Origin of the sequence: Deinococcus peraridilitoris DSM 19664, from assembly GCF_000317835.1 — a bacterium.
Lineage (GTDB): Bacteria > Deinococcota > Deinococci > Deinococcales > Deinococcaceae > Deinococcus_A > Deinococcus_A peraridilitoris.
Map to the genome: position 1 here is coordinate 887201 of NC_019793.1, position 25916 is coordinate 913116.

A 25916-nucleotide genomic window follows, 5' to 3' on the forward strand; every position below is an offset into this window, starting at 1 on the left:
GACTCGGGTTGGGGCAGCAGGGCTCAGCGCTCGAACTTGATGGGCTTGGGCGAGGCACTCTTGGGGTAGACGGGCACGAACTTACCGTTCTGCACCTGCTGCGCGACCATTTCGAGCGGGCTCTGGTTCTTGAAGCCGTCGAAGTCCTTGAATTCGATCGGGCCGAAGGCGGTGTTCATCTTGATGCCGCCCAGCGCGGCCTTGACCTTCTCGCGGTCGGTACCACCGGCGCGCTTGATGGCTTCGGCCGCCACGATCACGCCCGCGTAGGCCTGCGCCGCGTGGTAGGTTGGTTCACCCTTGAGGGCCTTGGTCAGGTCGACGTTGAGTTTCTGCGTCCCGGCGTAGCGCAGTTCGGGCACCCAGGCCGTCGCGGTGACGACGCTCTCGGCGGCGTCACCGGCCCCCTTGATGAAGTCAGGCAGGGCGAAGCCCGCCGCGCCGCCCGCGAAGATGCGGGGTTTCACGCCCACCTCGCGCGCCTGACGCATCAGGGCGACCGAGTCCTCGGCGTAGCTGACCATGAAGACCGCGTCGGGGTTCTTGCCACGGATGCGGTTCAGGACCGGGCGGAAGTCGTTGATGCCGCGGTCGTAGCTCTGGTTCTCGACGAGCTGGATGCCGTATTCCTTGCCGATTTCCACGGCGGCTTCCGCGACCGACTTCTCGAAGGCGCCGGTTCCGGCGATCATCGCGACGGTCTTGATCTTGTTGTCGCGGAAGATGTTGAAAATGGCGCGGGCGTATTCGGTCGCAGGCTGGTTGAGGCGGTAGATGTAATCGTTGCCGGGCTTGGTGATGTCGTCACCGCTGGAGGTCACGACCAGCACCGGCACCTTCTGCCGGGCGAGGTACTGCGCCTGCGCCTTGACGAGGCTCGAGGAGTACTCGTTGATGACAATTGGCACACCAGCGTTCACGAGCCGCTCGGCGGCGGCGAGGCCCTTGTTGACGTCGCTGGCGTTGTCCTCGATGATCAGCTCGATCTTCTTGCCGTTCACGCCGCCTTTGCGGTTGACTTCGTCCACGCCGACCTTGAAACCGGCGAGCTGCTGCTTGCCGAATTCGGCGAAGCGGCCCGTCACCGAGGTGATGGCGCCGATCTTGATGGTGTCCTGTGCAAGCGCGCTGGACGCCAGGGCGAGGGTGGTAATGACAACAAATTTCTTCATGATTCTCCTTGATCGAGAGCTGTGTGGCTTAAGGGGTGGAGGGTCGAGGGGCATCCGGAGCGCTGGAATGTGCGGGTGGGTCGTTGGCGCGCGCGGCGGAGATCTTGGTGTTCGGTCGCTTGTCCTGCTGCAAGAGGCGCTGCAGGGTATCGCTGGCGACCCGGTCGAGGTGACGGCGCATGGCGCGCTCAGCGCCGTCGACGTCACGCTGCCCGATGGCTTCGCAGATCTCACGGTGTTCGTGGTACCCGCGCTGTGCGTGGCCGGGCACCTCGGCCATCACGCGCGACGCGACCCGCATTTCGGCGGCGAGCAGCTTGGCCATGCGGGCCAGTCGCCTGTTGCCAGAGCGCTCGACGATCAGCGTGTGAAACGCAGTGTCGAGTTCGCGGTATTGGTCACCGTCATCATGCCGGACCGCGTCGGCCTGCCGCTCCAGAATCACCGTAAGCTCCACCATGTCGGAGTCCGTGAACTGCGCGGCACACAGCCGCGCCGCGAGTCCTTCGAGGACTGTTCGGACCGCTTGGATTTCACGCAGATCGTCACCGGCAACCCGCGCGACCTCCGCGCCACGGCGTGAATGCTCCACGGCCAGCCCTTCTGCGACAAGCTGCAGCACCGCTTCACGCACCGGGCTGCGCGACACGTTCAGGCGCCGTGCCAGATCGGGCACGCTCAGGTGCGCACCGGCGGGCAGGTCTCCCTCCAGAATGGCTTTTCTGAGGGTGGTGCGCACGGTGTCGACGACCCGTTCCTGCTCGATAGGCTGTAGCGTACCCATGGCGACCTCTTGTGCATGACCACGCGGCGAGAGCGGTCCGGACGGCTTGCGTTGATGTGTATGAGCAGTTTACATGTAATGTGTGATTTGTCCACCCCGACTCGTCTAGCCGGATCAACACAGGGTCACCCGCGGCACCTAAAGCTACTCTGGCGCGGACTCGCGTCCTGATGCGGGTTTCTCCGTCTCGGACTCCTGCAAGAAAGCCGGGGCGACGCGCAAACTCCACGCGTCGTATGGTTGAGCGATGAACAGGGTGCTGATCGTGACAGGAGCCAGTCGGGGCATCGGCGCCGCCACCGCCCGGCTGGCCGCGATGGCCGGTTACCACGTTGGCGTGAATTACCGAAACGACGAGGCAGCGGCGCGCGAAGTGGTCGCTCAGATCGAGCGCACGGGTGGGCAGGCCCTCGCCGTCCGGGGCGACGTGAGTGACGAGGGGAACGTAGCGCATCTTTTTGAGCTGGTGGGGGCCACATACGGTCCGGTCAGTGCGCTGGTGAACAATGCAGGCATGCTGGAGCGCCAGGCGCGGGTCGACGAACTGGATGCCGCGCGGCTCCGCCGGGTGCTGGGTACCAACGTGATCGGCAGTTTTCTGTGCGCGGGAGAGGCAGTTCGCCGCATGTCCACCCGGCACGGCGGATCGGGCGGCGTGATCGTGAATGTCTCCTCGCGGGCGGCCGTCCTGGGCTCACCGGGCGAGTACGTCGATTACGCCGCTTCGAAAGGCGCCATCGACACCCTGACCGTGGGCCTGGCGCGCGAGGTGGCGGGCGAAGGCATTCGCGTCAACAGTGTGCGCCCCGGCATCATCGACACCTCGATTCACGCGAGCGGGGGCGAGCCGGGCCGCGTGGCGCGCGTGGCGCCGAGCGTGCCGCTGGGGCGGGGTGGCACTCCCGAAGAGGTCGCCCGAGCGATCGTATGGCTGCTGTCGGACGAGGCGTCTTACGTTACCGGCACGATTCTCGACGTCTCCGGAGGACGCTGAGACGCCTGGAGGCGCTCACCCTGCGGCGAGTCGCCTTATTCGGTGTCGCCGGAGGCGTCGTGCACGGTGAGCGACCGGAGCGTCTCGCCCTGATGCCAGCCGAAGCGGGGCAGGGTGAATCCCAGCGCATCGGCGACTGCCTGAGCCTGCTCGGTGGTCGGCTCGCCTTCAAGCTGAAACAGCAGAAAGCGGCGGCCCGTTCCAGCTATTCGCACGAACAGGTCCTGATCGAGTTCGAGCTGCTGCGTCCGGCCGGTCTTCTGGGCGCGCTGCAGGGCGTACCGAAGCGCTTCGCGGATTTTGACGGTCACGGTAGGCGGCGCGGCCATGATGAGACGCGGGCAAAGCGGCTTGCCGGGCAGCGCCCGGCGTGCTCACCTTACCGGCGCAGGCCCTCCAGCAGCATGACGGCGAACTGATCGGCAATCTGCGCGGCGTTCAGCGGACCGCCCGGCCGGTACCAGGTGTACGTCCAGTTCACGGCGCTCAGCAGCAGGTAGGCGGTCATCTTGATGTCGAGGTCTGCCTTGAAGACCCCCTTGTCGATGCCCTCGCGGATCAGATCGCGGTACAGGGCGTCGATGGTATCCCGCCAGGCTGTCACCTTGCCGTAGGCTTCCGGAGACAGGTGCTTCCATTCGTGAAAGAACACCGTGGCGCTTTCCAGGTTGCCCGCCACCACCTCGATGTGTCGGCGCATGGCTTCGCGCAGCTTTTCCTCAGGGGTCAGGTCGGCGGCGCGAAGGGGCAGCAGCGACGCGTCGAACTGCTGGGCGGCTTGATTGACCAGCTCGACGAGCAGCTCCTCCTTCCCGCTGATGTGCGCGTACAGGCTGCCGCCCTGCATGCCGAGCTGCGACGCGAGGTCACGCATGCTGGTCGCGTGATAGCCGCGTTCGCTGAACAGCGCGCCCGCCACTTCGTAAATCTGCTCGCGTCGGTTCTTCGGCTGGGTCATCGTTCCTCCGGAGCGCAGGTGAGGGTCAACCGAGCAGGGACGCCGGCGCCACCAAACAAACGCTCATACGGAAAGTGTAGCAGGAACGCTATCGGCCGGGCACGTCCAGGCGGTTAGGATGAGGCATGACCACCTCGGACCCGATTCTGCCGGACTCTCTCGCGAGCGTTCGCGCGGACGTGCGCCGCACGCCCGCCTATCCCTTCACGCCCATCGACACGCCGGTCAAGCTCGACCAGAACGAAAGTCCGCTCGACTTTCCCGAGGACCTCAAACGGCTCGCGCTGGAGCGCGCCGTACAAAAGCCCTGGAACCGTTATCCCGACCTGAACGCCGACACCCTGCGCGAAAAAATCGCGCAGTTCGAAGATTGGGATCCCCGAGGCGTGATCGTCACGCCCGGCAGCAACGTACTGATCAAGCTGCTCACCGAGATGAGCGGCATCGGCCAGACGGTGCTGACCGTGAAACCCACCTTCGCGGTGTACGAACTCGAAGCCCTGATGCTGGGCGCGAAGCTCGTGGAAGTGCCGCTCAACGAGGACTTCTCGCTGCCGCTGCAAGGCCTGGAGCGGGAACTGCAGGGCGGACCCGGCGTCTTCTACGTGACCGAGCCGCACGCGCCGACCGGCTTCCTGGACACCGAGAGCGACGTCGCCCGTCTGGTCGAGGCGGCCGGTGAGCGCTGGACGACCGTGATCGACGAGGCGTACCACCAGTACAGCGGCAGCGACTACCGCAACCTGGCGCGCGGACACGAGAACCGCCTGATCGTGCGGACCTTCTCCAAGGCCTGGGGCCTGGCGGGCCTGCGGCTCGGGTACGCGCTGACCTCTCCGGCGCTGGCGAGCGAACTGCAAAAGCTGGTGCCGGCCTTCAACATCAACGTCATGACCCAGGCAGCCATCGAGGTGGCACTGGAGTACCCCGAGTACGTGCGCGAGCGAGCGCAGGCCACGGTCGCCGAGCGAGGGCGCATGCTCGAGGCCCTGCGCGCGCACCCGACCTGGCGGGCGTTGCCCTCCAGCACCAACTTCTTTCTGGTGCGCACCCCCGACGCGGGCGCCGCTTATCAGGCTTTGATCGACCACGGCGTCCTGACGCGCCGACAGGACAAGGGCTACCTGCTGGAAGGCTGTCTGCGCGTCAGCGTCGGCCTGCCCGAGGAAAACGACCGTTTTCTGGCGGCGGCCATGCAGATTCAGGCGGGTTGAGCCTGCCGGCCCGGACACGCCGTCGACAGGCGAAGCGAGGAGCAGCGGGAGCTGACGTGAGAACGAAACTGCGCCGCTTCCAGCAAAACGGGCGCCCACTGAAGGCGCCCGTTTCATGTGCGCCTCAACGGGCGCCCCGGCTCACTGCACCTGTACGATCAGCTCGCTGCGCGAGACGTTTCCCGCGTTGTCGTAGCCCAAGGTCGTCAGCCGCACCGGGCCGCGCTGCCCGGGCGTCCAGGCCTGCGACCAGACGAACTGCTGCGGATCGCTGCCCGCCTTCAGGTCCGCGGCCAGCACGGTTCCGATCAGCCTGGGGCCCTCGTACACTTCGACCCTGCGTACCCCTGATGAATGGGTCGAGTCGTAGGAGTAGGAGTAGGCGTCACGAACGGTACCGCTCAGTTTGATTTCCGTGCCAACGGTGGCGGTGCCCGTATCGTTCATGGTCAGTACCGGTGCTGTGGTGTCGATCTTTACGCCCACCGCGTTGGACGCACCGGGCTGCGGCTGGACGTCCATGGTGATGGTGGTACGGTTGTTGAGCGTGTTCTTGTCAAATGAGGACGAGGTTTCGGCCAAATCGATATATGGGCTGCTGCTCACCGTGCCGTTCCCGCTGTTGACCTTGACGCTCACGTTCAGGGTCGCCGATTGCCCGGACGTCAGTTCACCGAGGTACCACGCATTGTCACTGCCTGAAAATGAACCCTGGCTGCTGGCGTAGCTGACCGTGCTCACTCCGGAGGGCAGAATCCCACGCACGTACAGCCAGCTGCCCGAGTCCGGACCGGCGTTGGTGACTTTGATGGTGTAAGTCACCGTGGAGCCCAGGTAGGGTGCGGTCACGTCCACATTGCCCTGCAGCGAAAAGTCCGTCAGACGCACCGAATCGGAAAGCCGCCAGGACAGCCCACCTGGCAGGGTGTCGGTCAGCCTGGTGGCTTGCCATTGGCCGTTTGGGCCCGAGTAAAGAACATTCCAGCCTGCGGCCAGATCCAGATTGAGCGTGATGGACGAAGTGTAGCCGTAGCTTTCCTTGCAGGTGTAGGTATAAAGCCCCTGCACGGCGCGGTCGGCGTAAAGCAGACGCGCCGAGGAGTAATAATAGCCGTCGCTTCCAGACAGATAAATCGAGCTGCCCCCGACCCGGCCACTCGTGTTGGCCTGACCGAAAAGGGGAAAGCTGCTCACCGCAAAGGCGCCAAACTGTCCACCCGTCTCGTCAGCCGTGCAGTTGCGTCCGTCGATCATCAGCGCGCCCGTGAGACCGCGCATGTCGGGCAGGTTCAGGCTGACGGCACCGTTTTGCACGGTCCCGATCGGAATACGCTGCGTTTTGCCGCTCAGCCAGAATTCACCCATGACCGTCATGGAGAAGTCGTACCTGGTCGGCCAGTTGCCGGTCACGGCGCCATACCAGGGCGTCGATGCCTGCACGACCGGCTGAAAGACCTTAGAGGCACTCAGGGTCGCCGTGGTGTGGTTCGCGTCCTGGCCCTGGACGCTCGCCCGCACCGTCACGTCACCGGAACCGGTAGGCTTCACCACCACGCCAAGCTTGCTTTCACTGACCACTGTGGCGTTCTGGGCGCTGTAAACCACGCTGTAATCACCCTGCGGCACCGCGTTCCCCAGGGGGCCGTTGACATTCAGGTACAGCGGCACCGTTCCACCCGCCTGGCTTTGTGTTCCTTCGATCAGGCTCGCCGTCTGGAGAATGCTGTTGACTGGCAGGTCGAGCGTGACGTTTGCGGTGATCTTCTGACTGAGCTTTCCCCAGGCCAGCTCGGTCGCACCGCTCAGTGCCGACGTCTCAAAACGGTAAGTCTTGTCATTGGCCAAGGCAATGGTACTGGCGCTGTTCTGTGGCGAAAGGGTTACGCTGCTGACCGTCTTGTTGGTATCTTCATCGAAAATCAGAACCTTGGCCGAGGTGACCTGTCCCGAGACACCCTGCGTGCGCAGACTGTGGGTGTCCACCGGAAAGGCCATCTGCAGCGTGACATGACTCGACGTGCTCGGGGCCGTGCTGGAATCGGGCGTGCTCGAGCCACAGCCGGCCAGCAACAAGCCCCAGGCCAGTGAAGCGAACAGAAAACGGGATTGCATAAGGACACTCCTGATCTATGTGAAAGACCGAGAAACCGGCGCGATCATGACCGGATGTTTAAGCGGATTTCACGGTCAGCTCATTGTAGGTCGCTGGCGTCGAGCGCGGGCCTCAAATGACGTGGGGCCGGGCACACGCCTGCCGGGCCGCCGCTTCGCTTGCTCCGTGGAAGCAACGGCGGACAGGCAAGGGGATGTCCGGTGTTCAGGCCTCCGGACCAAGCGCGAGGTACAGCCGGGCGAGCGTGGCCGGATGCGACAGCGGCTGCCCGAGCAGTTCTTCGATTTTCCCCAGCCGGTAGCGCAGGGTGTTCGGGTGAATGTTGAGGCGTTCGGCCAAGGCGCTTTTGTGGTCAGGATCGTGCAGGTAAGCGCGCAGGGTGTCGAGCAGGCGGCCGTCCTCGTCGGCTTTCCGCAGGGGGCCGAGCAGGCTGTCACGCCACAGGCGCAGGTGCCCCCCCGGCAGGGAACTCAGCACCCAGTGCAGCGGATCGAGGGTGCTGAAGAGCGCGCAGGAACGGGCCGAGCGGGTACTGCCCAGCGCCAGCAGCGCCTGCGTCAGGGCGCTGTTGCCACGCTCCACCTCGGCGTGCGCTTCGCTGATTCCCAGCCGCACATCCTCGTTCGTAAAGGCCAGCAGTGCGCTCAGGAGCGCGTCAGCCTGACCGTGAGGCTCGCCCGTGGTCCACCACCACACCACCCGCCCGCCTCGCACGGCCGAGAGCGCGCGGTGGGCGCGCGCGTGAAAAAGCGCGTCACCGGCCACGCGCAGCCCCTCCAGATCATTCGTCAGGCTCTGACGGGCAGAGCGGGAACGTGCCCGCCGGCCCCACAACTCGGCCACGCCCACCGCGTAAGGCTCGTCTTCCAGGCCGTACACTCCAAGCCGTTCGGCCAGATCGGGCGCACGCGAACCGCTCAGCAACTCGGCCAGCAGCGCCTCACCGGCCGCAGCCGCGCGGGCGACGCGCGCGGCGCGTTGCAAGACGATCAGGGTGTACACCTCGCCCGCAAGGCTCAGCAGGGTCAGGTCGCCGGGCCGGTGACTTAGCAGGAACGTCCCCAGCAGGCTGCCTTCGTCACGCACTTCGTGCCTGACGGGCGCCCTGGGTGCACTGCCGGCCAGCACCTCGCCCCAGGGCGCGACAATGGCCACCTCTCCTCCGGTCAGTTCGGCCATCAGGGCGGCCAGCTCGCGTTCGGGCTTGGCGCTGCGCAAGGTTGCGAGCAGCGCTTGTACGGGCAGCCCTGAAGGCGCGGTGATTCTGTCCATTGTGATCTTTCACAGCTTAACGGGAGTTTTTTGTAGAACCAACCTTGGCGCCTCGCTCCACGGCCATTAGGCTGAAGAGAACGACAAAGCGCGGCCCGAATTGGGCCTCCACGGAGGACACATGTTGCAAGGTTCTATCACGCCGCTGGTCACCCCCTTCAAAAATGGCCGTATCGACGAAGCGGCCCTGGAACGCCTGATCGAGCGACAGATTTCGGCGGGTTCCCACGGGGTCAGCGTGGGCGGCACCACCGGCGAACCCGGCACCCTCAGCGTGCAGGAACGCAAGGACCTGATCGCGCTGGCCAGCCGGATCGTCAGTGGCCGCGTGCCCCTGCTGGCAGGCACCGGCACCCTGCGCCTCGACGAGACCCTGGAGATCACCCGCTTCGCCGCCGACCTGGGCGTAGCAGGCGCGCTCGTGATCACGCCGTACTACATCAAGCCCAACCAGGCCGGCCTGGTGGATTTCTTCGGCAAGGTGGCCGCCAGCGTGCCGGAGCTGCCGGTGGTGCTCTACAACATCCCGGGCCGCAGCGGCGTCGAGATCAGAATCGACACCGTGGCCAAAGTCCGCGAGGCGCACCCGAACGTCGTGGGTCTCAAGCACAGCAGCAAGGACGTCGAGTATGTCAGTGACCTGCTGCGCGCGGTTGGGCGGGACTTCAAGGTGTTCTGCGGTCTCGAGGCCCTGACCTTTCCCATGATGGCCGTGGGCGGGGTGGGCACCATCGCCGCCACTGCCAACTGGCTGCCCCGGGAAACCGCCGAGCTGTGTCAGCTCACCCTGGACGGAAAGTACCGCGAAGCGCTGGAGGTGCATTTCCGCCTGCTGGAAGCCAACGACGCGATCTTCTGGGACACCAACCCCATTCCCCTCAAGACGGTCCTGAGCTGGATGGGCCTGTGCGAGAAAGAGTGGCGTGAGCCCCTCGGACCGACCACTCCCGACATCGAGGCGCGGCTGCGCAAGATGGCCCAGAGTTGCGGGCTGCTGCAAGGAGAGCTCGCGTGAAGCAGAACGTACATGAAAAAGCGCTCAGTGTACCCACCAAGAAAGCCCGGTGCTACATGGTGCATGCCTTTGCACCCGTTGGTGTCAGTGCCCGAGACGCAAACAACGCCATCAACGCGTTAAGTGGTGACACCGCGTTGCCACTCGCTTTATGGCACGACCACTTTATCGGCAAGCCGGGCGGCGCCGTCGTGTTCTACGTCGAAACACCTGAACAACAGCAGGCGCTATTCAATAACGCGCACCTTTCTGGGTGGGATGTCAGCTACATGCCTTTGACCTTCTCCTACAGTCCGAGCGCCTTTGATGCCCAAACGCAGTTCACCCTCGAACACTACCGCGGCCAGGACTGGTCCAGCCTGCGTCAGGCTGAGCGGCCCGGCTATGGCCGCAATCCTTCGCTCGAAGCCGAAACAGGAGAAGAACAATGAAGTTCGCCCGCTTCATTTCCGGAGGACGTTTTTTGACGGGTCAGCTTCAAAGGGGAATGCTGATCGACCATGCGGGCGAGGCGCATGATCCGTCGCAGGTCACCTTCCGCCTGCCGGTGGACCCGCCCAAGGTCATCGCGCTGGCGCTGAATTTCAACGACCACGCCGGGGAGCTGGGCCTGACGCAGCCCACCGAGCCGGCCCTCTTCTGGAAGCCGAACACCACCCTTCTGCCCCACCGTGGCAGCGTCATCTATCCGCGTGGCGCAGAGTTCATGCACTACGAGGTCGAGCTGGCCGTCATCGTCGGCCGCGACGCCCGGCGCGTGAAGGCGAAGGACGCCATGGATTACGTCGGCGGCTACACCATCGGAAACGACCTGGTGGTGCGCGATTACGTCACCAACACCTTCCGGCCACCGCTGCGCGGCAAGGGCTGGGACACCTTCGGCCCGCTCGGGCCCTACTACGTCACCGCCGACGAGGTGAGCGATCCGCACGACCTCACCCTGCGCGCGTTCGTGAACGGGGAGCTGCGCCAGGAAGGCAGCACCCGCGACATGATCTTCTCGATTCCCGAATTGATCGAGCACATCTCGCGCTTCATGACCCTGCAAAAGGACGACGTGATCCTCACCGGCACCCCCAAAGGCATCAGCCACGTGCATCCCGGCGACGTGATGCGCCTGGAAGTTCAGGGGCTGGAGGCGCTGGAGAACGACGTCGTGATGGAGACCGAGGACGCCGAGCCCATCAAGGGGCGCGAGGACAAAGAACCCGTCTGGGACGGGCGGTGAACGGTGGACATTCAAACCCTCAGCTTGCGCAGCCGTGACCTCGCCCGACAGCAGGCATTTTACGCCGGGACCCTGGGGCTGGACACCGAGCGCACCGGTGAGAGCCGCCTGCACGTCCATGTAGGGACCACCCTGCTGGAGTTCGTCCACGACCCGCAGTTTGCCGGGTTCTACCACTTCGCCTTCACGGTGCCCGAAAACCAGATCGCCGAGGCCCGCGAGTGGTTGGGCCGACGCGTGACACTCCTGACAGACGGGCAAAATCAGGAGCTCTTCCACAGCCCGCAGTTCAACACCCACAACGTGTATTTCGACGATGCCGACGGCAACATCGCCGAGCTGATCGCCCGGCATGACCTGCCAAACGCCAGCACTGAAGTGTTCGGCGCCGGCAGCCTGCTGCACGTCAGCGAAATCGGGCTGGTGGTTCCTGATGTCGCGCAGTACGTGCAACACCTGAGCACCCGGCACGGTCTGCAGCCGTACAAAGGCGAGAGCGACACCTTCACTGCCGTCGGCACATCCGAGGGGATGTTCATCACCGTTCCGGAAGCTCGGGGCTGGTTTCCCGTGAACCGACCCGCTCCGTGTGCACCCTTCGAACTCGTCGCCCGGACGCCACGCGGCACCTTTCGATACACCCACCACTGCCCGGCTCAGGAGGTAAGCCCATGATCCAGACCCTGGACGAACGACAACAAAAGATTCAGGCGCTGCGCACCAGCATCTCGGAGCGTGGTGTCAAGCACTTCATCGACGGCGCCTGGGCGGATTCGGTCTCCGGTGAGACGTTTGAAACCGCCACGCCCATCGACGGAAGCTTCATCGCGTCGGTCGCCAGCGGTGACGCGCGGGACATTGACCTTGCCGCGCGGGCAGCGGCGCGGGCCTTTCCGGCGTGGCGCGACCTGAGCGGCAAGGAGCGGCGGCGCATTCTCAACAAGGTCGCCGACCTGATCGAAGCGCGCGCCGACGAGATCGCACACCTGGAGACCCTCGACACCGGGCAGGCGATCCGCTTCATGAAAAGCGCGGCGGCGCGCGGCGCCGAGAACTTCCGCTTCTTCGCGGACCGTGCGGAGAGCGCGCAGGACGGCCTGAGCCTGCCCACCCAGGGTTTCCTGAACTACACCATCCGCCAGCCCATCGGTCCGGTCGGCGTCATCACCCCCTGGAACACGCCCTTCATGCTTTCCACCTGGAAGATCGCCCCGGCGCTGGCAGCCGGCTGCACGGTGGTGCACAAGCCCGCCGAGTGGAGCCCGGTCACCGCCATGCTGCTCGCCGAGATCATGGATGAAGCGGGCGTCCCCAAGGGCGTGGTGAACCTCGTAAACGGCTACGGGGAGAGCGCCGGCAAGGCCCTCACCGAGCATCCGGACATCAAGGCGATCGCTTTTGTGGGTGAAAGCAGCACCGGCAGCCTGATCACCAAACAGGGCGCCGACACCCTCAAGCGCTACCACCTGGAACTGGGCGGCAAGAACCCGGTGGTGGTCTTCGCGGACGCTGACCTCGACAAGGCCCTCGACGCGGTGGTGTTCATGATCTACAGCCTCAACGGGGAGCGCTGCACGAGCAACTCGCGCGTGCTGGTCGAGCAGGAGATCTACCAGGAGTTCACCGCGCGCGTCGCCGAGCGCGCCCGCAACATCAGGGTGGGTGACCCTTTTGACCCGGCCACCGAAATCGGCCCGCTCATTCACCCGAAGCACACCGAAAAGGTCTGCAGCTACTTCACGCTGGCCGCCGAGGAAGGCGCGGTCATCGCGGCGGGCGGTCAGGTCATCGAGGGGAACTTCGTGCAGCCGACCCTCTTCACCCAGGCGGCAAGCGGCATGCGCATCGCGCAGGAAGAGATCTTCGGGCCCGTGCTGACCGCCATTCCCTTCGAGAACGACGCGCAGGCGCTGGAGATCGCCAACGGCGTGAAGTACGGCCTGGCGGGCTACCTGTGGACGAACGACCTGACCCGCGCGCACACCTTCGCACAACAACTCGAGGCGGGCATGGTGTGGGTCAACAGCGAAAACGTCCGCCACCTGCCCACGCCCTTTGGCGGCGTGAAGGCCAGCGGGATCGGGCGCGACGGCGGCGATTACAGCTTCGACTTCTACATGGAAACCAAGAACATCGCCATCTCTCTCGGCACCCACAAGACCGCCCGGCTGGGCGTTTCGCAGCCTCAGCCCGCGCGCGACGAAGCCGACAGGAAACTGGCGGAGTGATTACTATGCCCCAACTCGAACACGTGGCATTTAAAGCCGTCAACTTGCCACAGACCGAAGCGTTTTACCACAACCTCGGGGCACACGTGTCTTGGCACAATGCAGCCCAGCGCTTGTTCGTTGGGTTCAGCAGGGGAAGTCGCCTGATCTTCGATAAAGCAGAAACTGCCGTGAACCCGAGTGCCGTGGTCTATATCGGAATTGAGCTTCCGGATTTTCAGGCTGTAGACCAAGCCTTCATACGCTGTGCAAGTAGCTCCGCCGTCCTGGGGCGTGACATGCGTGAAACCTACCGCAGTGCCACCGGACCTTACGGCTTCTTCGTGCAGGACCCGGACGGCTACGTCGTCAAGGTATTCAAGTACCACGAAGTGGACGTGACAGAGCCCGAAGAAAACCGTCAGACGCAATTTTGAACCAACCCGATCAGCGAAGGGCGGTCCGAACCGCCCGCATCCACAAGCAAGGAGGAGCTCATGGGAGCACGAACCGGACAACAGTTTCTGGAGGGCCTGCGGCGCAATCCGCCCACCCTGTATATCGACGGCGAGCGTGTCGAGGACGCCACCACCCATCCCAAGACCCGCAACATCGCGAGGTCGATTGCCGGGCTCTACGACCTGCAGTTCGATCCGCAGTGGCGCGACGTGCTGACCTTTGAAGAAAACGGCGAGCGCTACGGCACCAGCTTTCTCGTTCCGCGCAGCAAGGACGATCTGCGGCGGCGGGGTGACATGCACAAGGCCTGGGCCGATTACAGCCTGGGCTTCATGGGCCGCACGCCCGATTACCTGAACGTCAACCTGATGGCGGCGGCCCTGGCCACCGACTACTTCAATCAGTGCGAGGGCAGCGGCGAGGAAGGCTCGGGGCGCAATTTCGGCGAGAACATGCGCCGCTACTACGAGTTCGTACGCGAGGGCGACCTGTGCCTCACCCACGCCCTAACCAATCCGCAGGTGAACCGCGCCAAGATGGCTTCCGAGATGCCCGACCCGTATATCGCTCTCGGCGTGGTGCGCGAGACCGAGGAAGGCGTGATCGTGCGCGGCGCGCGCATGATGGCCACGCTGCCGATCGCCGACGAGATTCTGATCTTTCCCTCCACGGTTCTGAAGGAAAACGCCGACAAGAGCCAGTACGCCATGGCCTTCGCGGTGCCCACCAACGCGCCCGGCGTGTACTTTCAGTGCCGCGAGCCCTTTGACCAGGGCCGTGATGTGGAAGACCACCCGCTGGCGAGCCGCTTTGACGAGCAGGACGCCTTTGTGATCTTTGACGACGTGCTGGTGCCCTGGGAGCGGGTGTTTTTGCTCTACGACGTGAAGCTCGCCAATCAGGCTTACGGCAGGACGGGCGCGGTGCTGCACATGGCCCACCAGGTGGTCTGCGGCAAAATCGCCAAGACCGAGGCGCTGCTGGGCGTCGCGCAGAGCATCGTGAACACCATTGGCAGCGGACAGTTCCAACACGTGCAGCAGAAGGTCAGCGAGTTCATCGTGACGCTCGAGATCATGAAGGCGCTGCGCGTGGCGGCCGAGGAGGGTGCGGCCCCCAACGAGTACGGTGTGATGACCCCGGCGCGCGGCCCCCTGGACGCGGCGCGCAATTACTATCCGCAGGTGTACCCCAAGCTCAACGAGCTGATCCAGCTGCTGGGCGCCTCGGGCATCATCATGATGCCCACGAAGGCCGACCGCGAAGGCCCCCTGGGCGCCCAAATCGCCAAATACCTGCAGGCCGGCAACGCCAGCGCCGAGGAGAGATTGAAACTCTTCCGCCTGGCGTGGGACATGACGCTCTCGAGCTTCGGCGCGCGCCAGAACCTCTACGAGAAGCACTTCTTCGGCGACCCGGTGCGTATGGCCTCGGCGCTCTACGAGGTCTACAACAAGGAACCCTACGTCGAGCGCGTGCAGCAGTTTCTGGCACGCCGCAGCGAGCCCCAGGGCGTCGCGGCGGACGATTGAAAAAAGCGGTCAGCCGGGCTCAGCAGCGCTGTTTGGTGTTTTGGCGCAAGGCTAACCGCTGACGGCCAAGCTCCCTCAAGCCTCACCGCTCACCGCCAAGCCCCTTATCCTCCGAAAGGCAGTCATGGCCAACGATTCACACGCCAGACCCGACATCATCCGCATCGCGCACGCCATCTTTTACGTCACCGACCTGGCGCGCTCGCGTGACTTCTACGTGAACCTGCTGGGCCTCAACGTCCTGCACGAAACCGACGGTGCCCTGTACCTGCGGGGCGTCGAGGACCGCGAATGGACCCTCAAGCTGGAACTCGCGCCCGAGGCGGGCGTGAAGCACCTCGCCTACCGGGTGCGCAGCGACGCCGACCTGGAGGCGCTGATTACCCTGGCCGACACGCAGGATCTGCCCTGGCGCTGGGAAAGCGAAGTCGACCGGCCACGCCTGCTGCGGCTGCAGGACCCTTTTGGGACGCCGGTCGCCTTCTATGCGCAGGCCCAGACGCACCCCTGGCTGCTCCAGGAGTACCACCAGCACCGTGGCCCAGGCCTGCAGCGTGTCGACCACGTCAACGTCATGAGCCCGGACGTGGCGGGCACCATGCGCTGGTACATGGACGAGCTGGGCTTCCGGCTCTCCGAGTTCACCGAGGACGACGACGCCAACATCTGGGCCGCCTGGATTCAGCGGCGCGGAGGGGTGCACGACCTGGCACTCACCAACGGCGCCGGACCCCGGCTGCACCACTTCGCCTACTGGATGCCCGACGCCATGAGCATCATCAGGGCCTGCGACATTCTGGCCGGCGCGCGCAGACCGGAACTGATCGAGCGTGGCCCGGGACGGCACGGCATCTCCAACGCCTTTTTCGTGTATATCCGCGACCCCGACGGGCACCGCATCGAGCTTTACACCAGCGACTACCTGACGGTCGATCCGGACTTTCAGCCGATCCGCTGGCATCTCGACGATCCGCGCCGACAGACCCTGTGGGGTGCCCGGACGCCGCGCAGCTGGTTCGAGGAGGGATCGCTGCTCGAAGCCTTCGAGGGCGGCTGGGTGAGGTCCCAGCCCGCACGCCTGCAGGGCATTCCGGTCAACGTGATCTGAGGAGCGCGCATTCTTTTTCAGGTTGGTGAGATACTATACGTCGTACACACAACCGATCCGGCCTTCGCTGCAGAAGGTCGCCGGGCGAGCGCCTGCGGGCGCGGACCCACAGGAGGACGTATGAAACGACTGCTGCTCTCTGCCTTGCTGGCAGGCACCTCGATGGCACTTGCCGACCTGAACGTGGGCGTCATCGTCTCGGCCACCGGACCCGCCGCGTCCCTCGGCATTCCCGAGCGCAACACCGTGGCGCTGCTGCCGCAGACCCTTTCGGGTCAGAAGGTAAACTACATCATTCTGGATGATGCGTCGGACACCACCACCGCCGTCACCAACGCCCGCAAGCTGATTCAGGAAAACAAGGTCGACATCATCATCGGGACGACCACCACGCCCGCCAGCCTCGCCATGATCGACGTGGTCGCCGAGGCCAAGGTGCCGATGATCTCGCTGGCCGCCTCCGAGAGCATCATCGCTCCCGTGGACCCCAAACGCTTCTGGGTCTTCAAGACGCCGCAGACCGACGCCCTGATGGCGGCGGCCATCGCGCAGCACATGGCGGCCAACAACGTCAAGACCATCGGGTACATCGGCTTCAACGACGCCTACGGCGAAGGCTGGCTGAAAGAAATTCAGAAGTACGCACAGCAGCGCGGCATCCGCGTCGTCGCCACCGAGAAGTTCAACCGCACCGACACCAGCGTCACCGGACAGGTGCTCAAGATCGTCTCGGCGCGTCCGGACGCGGTGCTGGTCGGCGCGTCGGGCGTGCCCGGCGTGGTGCCGCAAAAAGCCCTCAAGGACCGCGGCTTCACCGGCCAGATCTACCAGACGCACGGCGTCGCCAACCCCGACTTCCTGCGGGTGGGTGGCCGGGACGTCGAGGGCGCCATCCTGCCTGCCGGACCGATTCTGGTCGCCTCGCAGCTGCCGGACGCCAACCCCAACAAGAAAGCCTCGCTGAACTACATCAAGCTCTACGAGGACAAGTACGGTGCGGGCACCATCAACACCTTCGGCGGTCACATGTGGGACGCCGGTCTGCTGCTGCAAAAAGCCGTTCCGAGCGCCCTGAAGGTCGCCCGGCCCGGGACCGCCGAGTTTCGCGCGGCGCTGCGTGACTCGCTGGAGAACACCCGCAACGTCATCGGCACGCACGGCATCTTCAACATGGGCAAGGACGACCACCTCGGCCTCAACGCGCGCGCGCGCGTGATGGTCACCATCGAGAACGGCACCTGGAAGCTGCTGAAGTAACGAGCATTCGCGCGCGAAGAGCAGGGTGACACTCCTCTGCTCTTCGCTATTTTGTGAGGCAGTCAACTCGACGGACAGCAAAGGAGCTTCTCTTGGATTTTCAGATCGCCTCCATCCTGGCAGCGGACGGCATCACCAACGGTGCGGTCTATGCCCTGCTCAGCCTCGCCCTTGTGCTGGTCTTCGCCGTGACCCGTGTGATCTTCGTGGCGCAAGGCGAATTCGTCACCTTTGGCGCCCTCACCCTGGCGAGTTTGCAACTTGGTCGCACACCCGGCACGCTGTGGCTGCTGCTGGGTCTGCTGTCCATCAGCGCGGTGATCGAGGCCGTAAGCCTCACGCGGCGTGGCGAATCGCGCCGGGCCATGCTGGTCGTGGGCGCAGCAGTTCTGGCCGCGCTTGTCGCATGGGGCATCACAGCATGGATCGCGCCGCTCAAGCTGCCCCTGCCGGCGCAGATCGCGCTGTCGCTGCTGCTGGTCGTGCCGCTCGGGCCGCTGCTGTACCGGGTGGTCTTCCAGCCGCTGCGTGAAGCGAGCACGCTGGTGCTGCTGATCGTCGCGGTCGCGCTGCACCTCGCCCTGACGGGCCTGGCGCTGTACTTTTTCGGTGCGGAAGGTTCACGTACACCACCCTTTACCGAGGGTCGGCTGGATCTCGGGGGGGGCGTCACCCTGAGCGGGCAGAGCCTCTGGACGGTGGCCTTCAGCGCCCTGCTGATGCTGGCGCTGTACCTGTTTTTCGAGCGCACCATTCCTGGCAAGGCTTTGCGCGCCACGGCGATCAACCGCCTGGGCGCCCGCCTGAGCGGCATCAGCACGGTCAGCGCCGGGTACCTGTGCTTCACGCTCGCGGCCCTGATCGGCGCTTTCAGTGGGATTCTGATCGCGCCGTCCACGCCGCTCACCTACGACAGCGGCTTTCTGATCGGGCTCAAAGGCTTCGTCGGCGCCATTATCGGCGGGCTGGCGAGCTATCCGGTGGCGGCCCTGGGTGCGCTGCTGGTGGGACTGCTGGAGAGTTACGCGTCCTTTCAGCTCAGCGCCTACAAGGAAGTCATTGTGTTCGGCCTGATCATTCCGGTGCTGCTGTGGCGCTCGCTCACCAGCCACCATGTGGAGGAAGAGGAATGAGCGCGCCGATTCCGCCTTCTCTGGCGCCAGCCGGGCATTCGGCGCGCCGCAGTCCGCGGCCTCTCATTCTGCTGGCCAGCGTCATCGCGGTGCTGCTGGCCCCCCTGCTGCTATCGCAGTTCAGCGTGACCTTGCTGGGCTACATCGGGCTGTTCAGCCTGATCGCCATGGGACTCGTGCTGCTCACAGGCGTCGCGGGATCCACCAGTTTTGGGCAGGCGGCCTTCATGGGCGTGGGTGCCTACACCACGGCCGTGCTGACCACCCGCTACGGATTTTCCCCGTGGTGGACACTGCTGATCGCCCTGGGCGTGACCAGCGTGGTGGCACTCATCCTGGGCGCCGTGACCCTGCGCATGCAAGGGCACTACCTGCCGCTCGCGACGATCGCCTGGGGCATTAGCCTGTACTACCTGTTCGGCAACTCCGAGGCGCTGGGCGGCTTTACGGGACTGCGCGAGATTCCCGCTTTGAGCGTGTTCGGATACGCGCTCACGGACAACCGGGCCTACTATTACCTGATCTGGCTGTGCGTGGGACTCGCTGCCTGGGGCGCGCAGAACCTGCTTTCCTCGCGCACCGGGCGGGCGATTCGGGCGCTGCGGGGCGGGGCGGTCGTGGCGGAGAGTTTCGGCGCCAATACCTTCGCCCTGCGCATCCAGACTTTTTTGCTGGCCGCGCTGCTGGCCTGCCTGGCGGGCTGGCTGTACGCACACTTTCAGCGCTTCGTGAACCCCACACCCTTCGGCCTCGCGCAGGGCATCGAGTTTCTGTTCATGGCCGTGGTGGGCGGCGCCGGGCACATCTGGGGAGCCATCCTGGGCGCGGCCCTGCTGACGCTGCTGCGCGACGAGCTGCAGGACATCCTGCCCGCACTGCTCGGTCAGAGCGGTGACTTCGTGACGGTCGTGTTCGGCCTGCTGGTGATCCTGATGCTGCAATTCGCCCGGCAGGGCCTGTGGCCCCTGATCGACCGCCTGGTTCCCAAAGGCGCGCCGCGAATCGCGAGCGCCCCCGAACCGCTGCCCAGTCACCCCAAGCCTCAGGCCGGAGAAGAGCTGCTGCGTGTCGAGCAGGCCGTCAAGCAGTTCGGCGGGCTGCGCGCCGTATCGGGCGTGAGCTTCACCCTGCACGCCGGTGAGATTCTGGGATTGATCGGCCCGAACGGCGCGGGCAAGAGCACCATGTTCAACCTGGTGTCGGGCGTGTCACCCGTGACTTCCGGGCGGGTATTGCTGCGCGGGCAGGACGTGACCCGGTTGCCTTCGCGCGCCATCGCGCGGCGCGGTCTGGGGCGCACCTTTCAGCATGTCCGGCTCTTTCCGGAGATGACCCTGGTGGAAAACACCATGATGGGTGGTTACGCCCGGGCACGCGCGGGTGTGGTGGCCTCCATGCTGCACCTGGAACGCCGCGAGGAGGACAGCCTGCAGGCGGCGGCCTTGCGGCAGCTCGAGCGGGTGGGCCTTTCGGAACAGGCGTGGCTGCAGGCAGGCAATCTGCCGCTGGGCAAGCAGCGGCTGCTGGAAATCGCGCGCGCCCTCGTGCACGACCCGGTGCTGCTATTGCTCGACGAGCCCGCCGCGGGCCTGCGCTTCAACGAAAAGCAGGAGTTGTCCGCCCTGCTGCGCCGCCTGCGTGACGAGGGCGTCACGATCCTGCTGGTCGAGCACGACATGGACCTCGTCATGAACCTCGCCGACCGTCTGGTGGTCATGAACTACGGTGAGAAGCTGGCCGAAGGTACCCCCGAGGCCATTCAGCAGCATCCGGCCGTTCGTGAGGCGTACCTGGGCGGTGTCGCGTGAGCGCCGAGCACTCCGGTCCGCAGCATGGGGCGGTGCTGCAGGTGCACGACCTGCACGTGAACTACGGCAAGGTCGAGGCGCTGCACGGCGTTTCGCTGCAGGTGGAGGCCGGGCAGATCGTCACGGTCATCGGACCGAACGGGGCGGGCAAAACGACCCTGCTGAGCGCGATTCAGGGCGTGTTGCCGCTGCGCGGCGGCCACGTGGCGTATCACGGTGAGAGCCTCGCCGCCATCAGCCTGGAAGCGCGCGTCGGGCGGGGAATGGTATTGGTGCCCGAGCGGCGCGAACTATTCTCCTCTATGAACGTCGAGGACAACCTGACGCTGGGCGCCTATGCCCGTTACCGGCGCGGTGAACGGCGCTTTGCTGCCGACCTTGATCGCGTCTACGACCGTTTTCCCCGCCTGCGCGAGCGGCGCCGTCAGCTGGCGGGCACCCTGTCGGGCGGCGAGCAGCAGATGCTGGCCATCGGGCGCGCCCTGATGGCCAAACCCAAACTGCTGATGCTCGATGAGCCCAGCCTGGGGCTCGCGCCCATTATCGTCCGGGAGATCTTTCAGATTCTCGAAAGCCTGCGCGCTGAGGGCGTCACGATGCTGCTGGTCGAGCAGAACGCCCGGGCGGCGCTGCAGGTGAGCAACTACGCTTACGTGCTGGAAACCGGGGAAGTCAGTCTGCAAGGTCCGGCGGGCGAACTCGCGCAGAATGAGGCGGTGGCAGCGAGTTACCTGGGTACACGCCGCTGAATGCGTTCTGTTGATGAAGTGCAGCCACCCACGGTTCCACCGCAGTCCGGCACTTTCCGGAGCGGGCGTCAGACCGGTTGTTCTGCGCGCGTGAGCCGCTTGCGGCTGTACATCCGCTCATCGGCCAGGTGGACCAGTTCGGCGCCGCTTCGCCCCTCTTGCGGAAAGGGCGCCAGCCCGAAACTGGCGCCCGCTCGTGGAAAGCTGTCTGCGCGAAGGATGTCGGTGGTGCGCTTGACCCGCGCACTCATGGACGCTACCACCTTCTGCAGGTCCTCGGTGCGGTCGTGACTGAGCAGCAGGGCGTCGCCGCTGTCGTGGCCCTCGCTGTCGTTGATTGCCTTGAGCCCGTCGATGTCGATCACCGTAACAGTGAATCCGGCATTCTGACGCGTGACATGCCTCAGGATCGCGTCAAGGTCGAGGTCAAAGGCCCGGCGGTTTCCCAGGCCGGTCAGCGCGTCGGAGAGGGCCGCCGTCTCCAGATATTTCCTACGTCGGTAATTGAGGCTTGAGATCACTTACGGGAACGATGGTGGCTCGTACCATCGAGCCCACTCAAATGGCGTTCCGTTCAGCCAAGCCGGGGTACGACGATGAACAGGGCGCGGAGCATGCACGTGATGAGCAGCAGGCTGAGCCCCCCAAACGTCAGGGCGTCGGGCGCGAGCAGAGGCTGCGCTCGTAGTGCCTGCCAGGTCACCAGGGCCATCAACCCCAGATACAGCCCGGCACCCGTCCAGAGCAGGTGCAGACGCTGCGCGTCCGTCAGGCGCGGCAGGCGAAGCAGAAGTGCACCGATGAGCGGCAACACCTGCAGCGCATGGAGGCCCACGAAATGGCCGATCCGCAGGTCGCCACCCACCGTGCTCCAGCCCACCAGCATCAACCCAGCGCTGTCATCTGGCGCGCCCACGCCATGAGCGCCGGCCACCCCCTGAAAATCCGCAAGTTGCTGCGCCGTAGGCAAGGTCATCAAGGCGCCTTCCGACATGCCCACCAACGTCAACATCAACCCCAGCCGCAACGACCACGCCAGCACCGGGGACGTGAACGGTTGACGCAGCACCAGGATCGCGGTCCACAGGTGCGCGAGCCACAGCCCGACAATCGACACGCCCATCGATGCCCACAGGGCCCCGTCCAGGGGTGTCGAGACATTGAAGTGGGAGGTGGTCCCACGGAACGCCTGCGTGGCAATCACCAGGAGTTCCAGCGCGAGGGTGATGAGCACCGTCCACGCCAGGACGCTGACCAGACGGGCCCGGCCTTGCACAAACCCGAGCATCCACAGCAGCGTCAGGTTGTACATGCTGATGGAAACGGCAAACTTTAACGGCTTGAGCCAGACGGGGGCGCCCATGACGTAGCGTGGATCAAGAAAAATGCCCGCGAGGAAGAAGGCGCTCAGGCCAGCGGCGAGCACCGCAGAAAGCAGCAGCGGCGGGTGGGTGGCCCACAGCGTCTGGACGAACCGAACGGGTGATTGCACCTCAGACCTCGTGGACATCATTCCTCCTGGTCAACAGCGCGTGCCGCCTGAATGAGCGGCAGGGCGCCAGGGTTGGCTTTCAGCGGCGTGGCGAGTGCTCACCATTCGTGTCAGGCGGCGTGTAAATGCCTTGCGTCCAGTCCCTCTGCGCTTGCATGCGCCACAGCGACATGCTCACTGCTCCAGCGTAATACATTCAAACACCGCAGCTGAGCACATTCGGGAGCGTCACGTTAGGCGCGTCATGGCGAATCTTCTCCACTGTCGTTGATCGACAGCAACGCCAACGTGAATGCGTAGGAGGACGGCGGGTCACACGGCTTGGCGTCAGACACAAGGAACATCGCACACGTCTGCGCTTCCATTGGGATTCTGACGCAAGTCAGCTTTACCGGCGTAGGATATTTCAGGTGAGAGCAGCGTTGCAAGGCAACGCCGACGTGTCGAACTGCGGCCTCGAACAGGGAACGCTGGGCTGGTGTCCAGCCGCCGGCACCGTGCAAGCGCAGGGCCGTAAAAGCGTACGTATTCGTCTCGACTGTGCCCAGAAAACCCCAGGCAGCAGCGCACACGCTGCCTGCACAAACGGCGCCATCGCCGTCGGATGGGCAGCGTAGTGGTCGACATACACCACTTCGCGCTTTTCCAACAGCTCCCAGAGAACGCCTTCTCCGCGGGGCAGACCCCGGGCCAGGAGCATGCGGAAGGGATCGAGGTCCAGCGGTCCTGACCAGGCCTCATGCAGCTGCGCTTCTTCCATCCCGTACACGACCAGCCCACCCCAGTCCACATCGAGAGTGCGGGCCACCAGTTTTATGGCCTCCTGAACAAGTTGATCCGGATCAAGGCCGAGGTCCATCAGCGTAGAAACGGCCAGCAGCGTTTCGGCGTAGTCCTTGGCCTGTTTCAGGTTCGCAAGCGCCTCTTCTTTCATGCGGGACTCGCGCGACAGCAGTTCGGCCTTGCGGCGCAGTTCGAGCTCATCGACGACCAGCGCCGCGAGATTTTCAAGAATCCGCTTTTCCCTGGCGCCGAACGTCCTCGCCTCGACATCCGTCACACACAAGGTGCCGAGCCTGTAACCGTCTGGGGTGATCAGCGGCGCTCCCGCGTACAGGCGAATGTGTGGCTCTCCCGTGACCATGGGTTGTGCATGAAGCGAGCGTCCCGTGTGGCGTCCGGTACGACCATCACCTCGTCGGACAGAATGGCCCAGGCACACAGCGAGGTTGCACGGGGCGCCTCCGTACTGCTGATGCCTACACAGGCCTTGCCCTACTGGCGCGCTTCGTCCACAAAGTTAATGACCGCGAGCGGCATGTCGAACACCTCGGACGCCAGTTGAGCGATCCGGTCGAAGGCAGCTTCCGGCAGGGTATCGAGCACGCTGTAGCGCCGAAGCGCTTCGAGCCGTTGCGCTTCGTTCGAGGGCCGGGGAGCTTCCACCCTCTTAGTCTAGCCCTGGACCTAAACGATTTGTTAAGTCTTCACAGCGCACGGGGCTAGACTGAAAGAGGAAGGCTCCTTCAGGTTGAACCGGGTGCAACAACGCCCTATGCCCAAAAAAAACCACTAGAATCGGGCCGTGACGCTTCTTGCGCTGGTTCTGGCGTACCTGCTCGGCAGCATTCCTGCCGGCGCCTGGGTCGCGCACGGGCGCGGCGTGGACATTCGCAAAGTCGGCAGTGGAAACACCGGCGCCACCAATGTCGCCCGGGCGGTTGGAACCGGTGCCGGCCTGACGGTCGCCGCGTTCGACGCGCTCAAGGGAGTGCTGGCCGTGCTGCTGGCCCGCATATTCGTTCAGGACCCGATCATCGAGACCGTGTGTGGCGCGCTGGCCGTGCTGGGACACAACTTCAGCGTGTTTCTGCGCTTTCGCGGCGGCAAAGGCGTAGCGACTTCACTTGGGACCGTGATCGCCATCAATCCGCTGGTGGGTCTGAGCGCGCTGGTGATCGGCGGAAGCTGTATCGCCCTGACCCGCTTCGTCTCGGCGGGCAGCATTGTCGGGGCCGTGGCCACCAGCGTACTGGCCCTGGTCGTGGGAGCGCCCGTCTGGGAGCTGGGCGTGATTCTGTTTCTCTCTGCCCTGCTGATCTGGCAGCACCGCGACAACATGAAACGCCTGCAGGCCGGCAGCGAGCGCCGCCTCGGCGAAAAAATTCAGGCGTAACGCCACGCATGATCACCACCTTCGGCACGCCCCAACCGCTGCACGCCCTGTGCCTCGCGCCGCACCCGGACGACGCCGAAATCGGCGCTGGGGGCACGCTGGCGCAGCTGGCGAGGCTTGGTCGGCCTGTCGGGATTCTGGAGCTGTCCCGCGGCGAACAGGGCACGCTGGGCACACCGGAAATCCGGGCACTCGAATGCGTCCGCGCGGGCGAAATCCTCGGGCTTTCCTGGCGCGGTCAGCTGGGTCTGCCCGACGGCGACCTTGGTGACACTCCGGAGGCGGCGCACGCCCTGGCCGCGGTCCTGCGTCTTGTGCGGCCGCAACTGCTGTTCGTGCCGCATTACGCTGACCGGCACCCGGACCACGTCGGCTCGTATCAACTGGCCAAACGTGCGCTGCACCTGGCCGCGCTCGCCAAAGCCGAGGTGCCCGGCAGTTCTCACCGTGCCGCGCGGGTGCTGCTTTACCAGGGCAACGCACCGATTCAACCGAACGTGCTCGTCGACATCGAGCAAGACCTCATCACCTGGGAAGCGGCCATTCGGGCGCACGCCAGCCAGTTCTCGGGCCGGGCGGTGTCCGAGACCGTCACACCCGAGGTGATCGAGCGGCGCAAGGCGCGCCTGATGTACTGGGGAACCTTTGCGGGTCGGCGTTTTTGTGAGGCGTTTGAAAGCGAGTCACCGCTGCTGCTCGCCCCGCAGTCGCTGTAAGGCCGGCTGGGGCCTGCCTTCCCGACACGCACGAGAGCAAACTGTCGTAGATTGAAGAAACCGCTTGTGATGTTCGCGCTGCCCGGATCGGGCAGGGTGTGTTTCGATCGTTCTTCTGGAGTTGTATGCCCGTCAGAATCCGCATTTACGGCAAGGAAGCCATCTACGATCAGGGCGCGTGGACCTGCGACGACGACTCGCTGACCGCCATGTTGCAGAGCATGGTCGATCCGCGCGCCGTACATACCGCCGACCATGAACGCGAGCACGCGCTGTATGCAGCGGGCCGCTTTGGAGGGCTCATTCTGCTGGAGACCGGCTGGGTGCCTGCGGAGCATCCGGCTCCCGAGATCACCCTGGAAGACCTGACCGGACGAAAGCCGGGCAGCGAGTCCCGAAGCGGCCTGTTCTCCTTTTTCAAGCGGCGTCCTTCACGCTGAGCCTCTTGCCTAGAGCAACAGTGCGCGCCACATTGACGCCCCCGCGAGGAAACGGTAAGGTGCCTGCATGGCGTACGCCACCCTGACGA

At 64.9% G+C, this 25916-nt stretch carries 27 protein-coding genes; 17 read left to right on the forward strand and 10 right to left on the reverse strand.

Features of this window, described 5'->3' with window-relative positions:
• Window positions 1-23 precede the first annotated feature (23 nt).
• Together DEIPE_RS04265 and DEIPE_RS04270 are read right to left on the reverse strand one after the other, a co-directional pair.
• On the reverse strand, window positions 24-1172 hold the full coding sequence (locus DEIPE_RS04265; RefSeq protein ID WP_015234751.1) for an ABC transporter substrate-binding protein: 1149 nt from the start codon (window positions 1170-1172) through the stop codon (window positions 24-26).
• Between the two features lie 28 nt (window positions 1173-1200).
• Complete coding sequence (locus DEIPE_RS04270; protein ID WP_015234752.1) at window positions 1201-1956, reverse strand: GntR family transcriptional regulator; 756 nt, start codon at window positions 1954-1956, stop codon at window positions 1201-1203.
• Between the two features lie 247 nt (window positions 1957-2203).
• Between DEIPE_RS04270 and DEIPE_RS04275 the strand changes: the two genes are divergently transcribed.
• Complete coding sequence (locus DEIPE_RS04275; RefSeq protein WP_015234753.1) at window positions 2204-2950, forward strand: SDR family oxidoreductase; 747 nt, start codon at window positions 2204-2206, stop codon at window positions 2948-2950.
• Window positions 2951-2985: 35 nt separating this feature from the next.
• Here the strand turns inward: DEIPE_RS04275 and DEIPE_RS04280 are convergent, their stop codons facing one another.
• The gene (locus DEIPE_RS04280) at window positions 2986-3279 is read right to left on the reverse strand and encodes a helix-turn-helix domain-containing protein (RefSeq protein ID WP_015234754.1); all 294 of its coding nucleotides are present in this window, start codon (window positions 3277-3279) and stop codon (window positions 2986-2988) included.
• Between the two features lie 50 nt (window positions 3280-3329).
• A complete protein-coding gene (locus DEIPE_RS04285; protein ID WP_015234755.1) occupies window positions 3330-3908 on the reverse strand; it encodes a TetR/AcrR family transcriptional regulator in 579 nt (192 codons plus the stop codon).
• Between the two features lie 125 nt (window positions 3909-4033).
• Here DEIPE_RS04285 and DEIPE_RS04290 point away from each other — a divergent pair, with 125 nt between their 5' ends.
• Window positions 4034-5122 (forward strand): pyridoxal phosphate-dependent aminotransferase, encoded by a 1089-nt coding sequence (locus DEIPE_RS04290; protein WP_015234756.1) that lies wholly within the window; start codon window positions 4034-4036, stop codon window positions 5120-5122.
• A gap of 141 nt (window positions 5123-5263) precedes the next feature.
• On the opposite strand, the gene DEIPE_RS04295 is transcribed toward DEIPE_RS04290, so the two are convergent.
• On the reverse strand, window positions 5264-7234 hold the full coding sequence (locus DEIPE_RS04295; RefSeq protein ID WP_015234757.1) for a DUF11 domain-containing protein: 1971 nt from the start codon (window positions 7232-7234) through the stop codon (window positions 5264-5266).
• Window positions 7235-7439: 205 nt separating this feature from the next.
• Window positions 7440-8507 (reverse strand): PucR family transcriptional regulator, encoded by a 1068-nt coding sequence (locus DEIPE_RS04300; RefSeq protein ID WP_015234758.1) that lies wholly within the window; start codon window positions 8505-8507, stop codon window positions 7440-7442.
• Window positions 8508-8628: 121 nt separating this feature from the next.
• On the opposite strand from DEIPE_RS04300, the gene hpaI reads away from it, so the two are divergent.
• The 12 genes from hpaI (at window position 8629) to DEIPE_RS04360 (ending at window position 21003) form a co-directional block, all read left to right on the forward strand.
• On the forward strand, window positions 8629-9522 hold the full coding sequence (gene hpaI / locus DEIPE_RS04305; RefSeq protein ID WP_015234759.1) for a 2,4-dihydroxyhept-2-ene-1,7-dioic acid aldolase: 894 nt from the start codon (window positions 8629-8631) through the stop codon (window positions 9520-9522).
• Window positions 9519-9953 (forward strand): hypothetical protein, encoded by a 435-nt coding sequence (locus tag DEIPE_RS04310; RefSeq protein ID WP_015234760.1) that lies wholly within the window; start codon window positions 9519-9521, stop codon window positions 9951-9953. Before hpaI ends, DEIPE_RS04310 begins: the two co-directional genes overlap by 4 nt.
• On the forward strand, window positions 9950-10750 hold the full coding sequence (locus DEIPE_RS04315; RefSeq protein ID WP_015234761.1) for a fumarylacetoacetate hydrolase family protein: 801 nt from the start codon (window positions 9950-9952) through the stop codon (window positions 10748-10750). The genes DEIPE_RS04310 and DEIPE_RS04315 overlap by 4 nt, the downstream gene beginning before the upstream one ends.
• A 3-nt stretch (window positions 10751-10753) precedes the next feature.
• Window positions 10754-11425 (forward strand): VOC family protein, encoded by a 672-nt coding sequence (locus tag DEIPE_RS04320; RefSeq protein ID WP_015234762.1) that lies wholly within the window; start codon window positions 10754-10756, stop codon window positions 11423-11425.
• Window positions 11422-12978: a 5-carboxymethyl-2-hydroxymuconate semialdehyde dehydrogenase gene (gene hpaE, locus DEIPE_RS04325; protein ID WP_015234763.1), complete on the forward strand. Its 1557-nt coding sequence runs from the start codon at window positions 11422-11424 to the stop codon at window positions 12976-12978. The genes DEIPE_RS04320 and hpaE overlap by 4 nt, the downstream gene beginning before the upstream one ends.
• 5 nt (window positions 12979-12983) lie before the next feature.
• Window positions 12984-13394: a VOC family protein gene (locus DEIPE_RS04330; protein WP_015234764.1), complete on the forward strand. Its 411-nt coding sequence runs from the start codon at window positions 12984-12986 to the stop codon at window positions 13392-13394.
• 60 nt (window positions 13395-13454) lie between these two features.
• A complete protein-coding gene (hpaB, locus tag DEIPE_RS04335) occupies window positions 13455-14948 on the forward strand; it encodes a 4-hydroxyphenylacetate 3-monooxygenase, oxygenase component (RefSeq protein ID WP_015234765.1) in 1494 nt (497 codons plus the stop codon).
• A gap of 124 nt (window positions 14949-15072) precedes the next feature.
• Window positions 15073-16056: a 3,4-dihydroxyphenylacetate 2,3-dioxygenase gene (gene hpaD, locus DEIPE_RS04340; protein ID WP_015234766.1), complete on the forward strand. Its 984-nt coding sequence runs from the start codon at window positions 15073-15075 to the stop codon at window positions 16054-16056.
• Window positions 16057-16176: 120 nt separating this feature from the next.
• Entirely contained in the window at window positions 16177-17313 is a 1137-nt protein-coding gene (locus DEIPE_RS04345; protein WP_015234767.1) for an ABC transporter substrate-binding protein, read from the forward strand.
• Between the two features lie 92 nt (window positions 17314-17405).
• Window positions 17406-18446 (forward strand): branched-chain amino acid ABC transporter permease, encoded by a 1041-nt coding sequence (locus DEIPE_RS04350; protein WP_015234768.1) that lies wholly within the window; start codon window positions 17406-17408, stop codon window positions 18444-18446.
• The gene (locus tag DEIPE_RS04355; protein WP_015234769.1) at window positions 18443-20254 is read left to right on the forward strand and encodes a branched-chain amino acid ABC transporter ATP-binding protein/permease; all 1812 of its coding nucleotides are present in this window, start codon (window positions 18443-18445) and stop codon (window positions 20252-20254) included. Before DEIPE_RS04350 ends, DEIPE_RS04355 begins: the two co-directional genes overlap by 4 nt.
• A complete protein-coding gene (locus DEIPE_RS04360; RefSeq protein WP_015234770.1) occupies window positions 20251-21003 on the forward strand; it encodes an ABC transporter ATP-binding protein in 753 nt (250 codons plus the stop codon). The genes DEIPE_RS04355 and DEIPE_RS04360 overlap by 4 nt, the downstream gene beginning before the upstream one ends.
• Before the next feature lie 68 nt (window positions 21004-21071).
• Here DEIPE_RS04360 and DEIPE_RS04365 read toward each other — a convergent pair whose 3' ends face one another.
• The 4 genes from DEIPE_RS04365 to DEIPE_RS23770 form a co-directional block, all read right to left on the reverse strand.
• Window positions 21072-21524 carry a GGDEF domain-containing protein gene (locus DEIPE_RS04365; RefSeq protein WP_041230690.1) on the reverse strand — a complete coding sequence of 151 codons (453 nt, stop codon included), beginning with the start codon at window positions 21522-21524 and terminating at the stop codon, window positions 21072-21074.
• Window positions 21525-21577: 53 nt separating this feature from the next.
• Complete coding sequence (locus tag DEIPE_RS04370) at window positions 21578-22513, reverse strand: hypothetical protein (protein WP_015234771.1); 936 nt, start codon at window positions 22511-22513, stop codon at window positions 21578-21580.
• Window positions 22514-22901: 388 nt separating this feature from the next.
• Window positions 22902-23717, reverse strand: coding sequence for a GAF domain-containing protein (locus DEIPE_RS21985; protein WP_342663284.1), 816 nt, complete (start codon window positions 23715-23717; stop codon window positions 22902-22904).
• 53 nt (window positions 23718-23770) lie between these two features.
• The gene (locus DEIPE_RS23770; protein WP_157448759.1) at window positions 23771-23941 is read right to left on the reverse strand and encodes a hypothetical protein; all 171 of its coding nucleotides are present in this window, start codon (window positions 23939-23941) and stop codon (window positions 23771-23773) included.
• Window positions 23942-24080: 139 nt separating this feature from the next.
• Here DEIPE_RS23770 and plsY point away from each other — a divergent pair, with 139 nt between their 5' ends.
• From plsY to DEIPE_RS04390, 3 genes are all read left to right on the forward strand, one after another.
• On the forward strand, window positions 24081-24671 hold the full coding sequence (gene plsY / locus DEIPE_RS04380) for a glycerol-3-phosphate 1-O-acyltransferase PlsY (protein WP_015234772.1): 591 nt from the start codon (window positions 24081-24083) through the stop codon (window positions 24669-24671).
• A gap of 8 nt (window positions 24672-24679) precedes the next feature.
• Window positions 24680-25387 (forward strand): PIG-L family deacetylase, encoded by a 708-nt coding sequence (locus DEIPE_RS04385; protein WP_015234773.1) that lies wholly within the window; start codon window positions 24680-24682, stop codon window positions 25385-25387.
• A gap of 125 nt (window positions 25388-25512) precedes the next feature.
• The gene (locus DEIPE_RS04390) at window positions 25513-25827 is read left to right on the forward strand and encodes a hypothetical protein (RefSeq protein ID WP_015234774.1); all 315 of its coding nucleotides are present in this window, start codon (window positions 25513-25515) and stop codon (window positions 25825-25827) included.
• The last annotated feature ends 89 nt before the right edge of the window (window positions 25828-25916 follow it).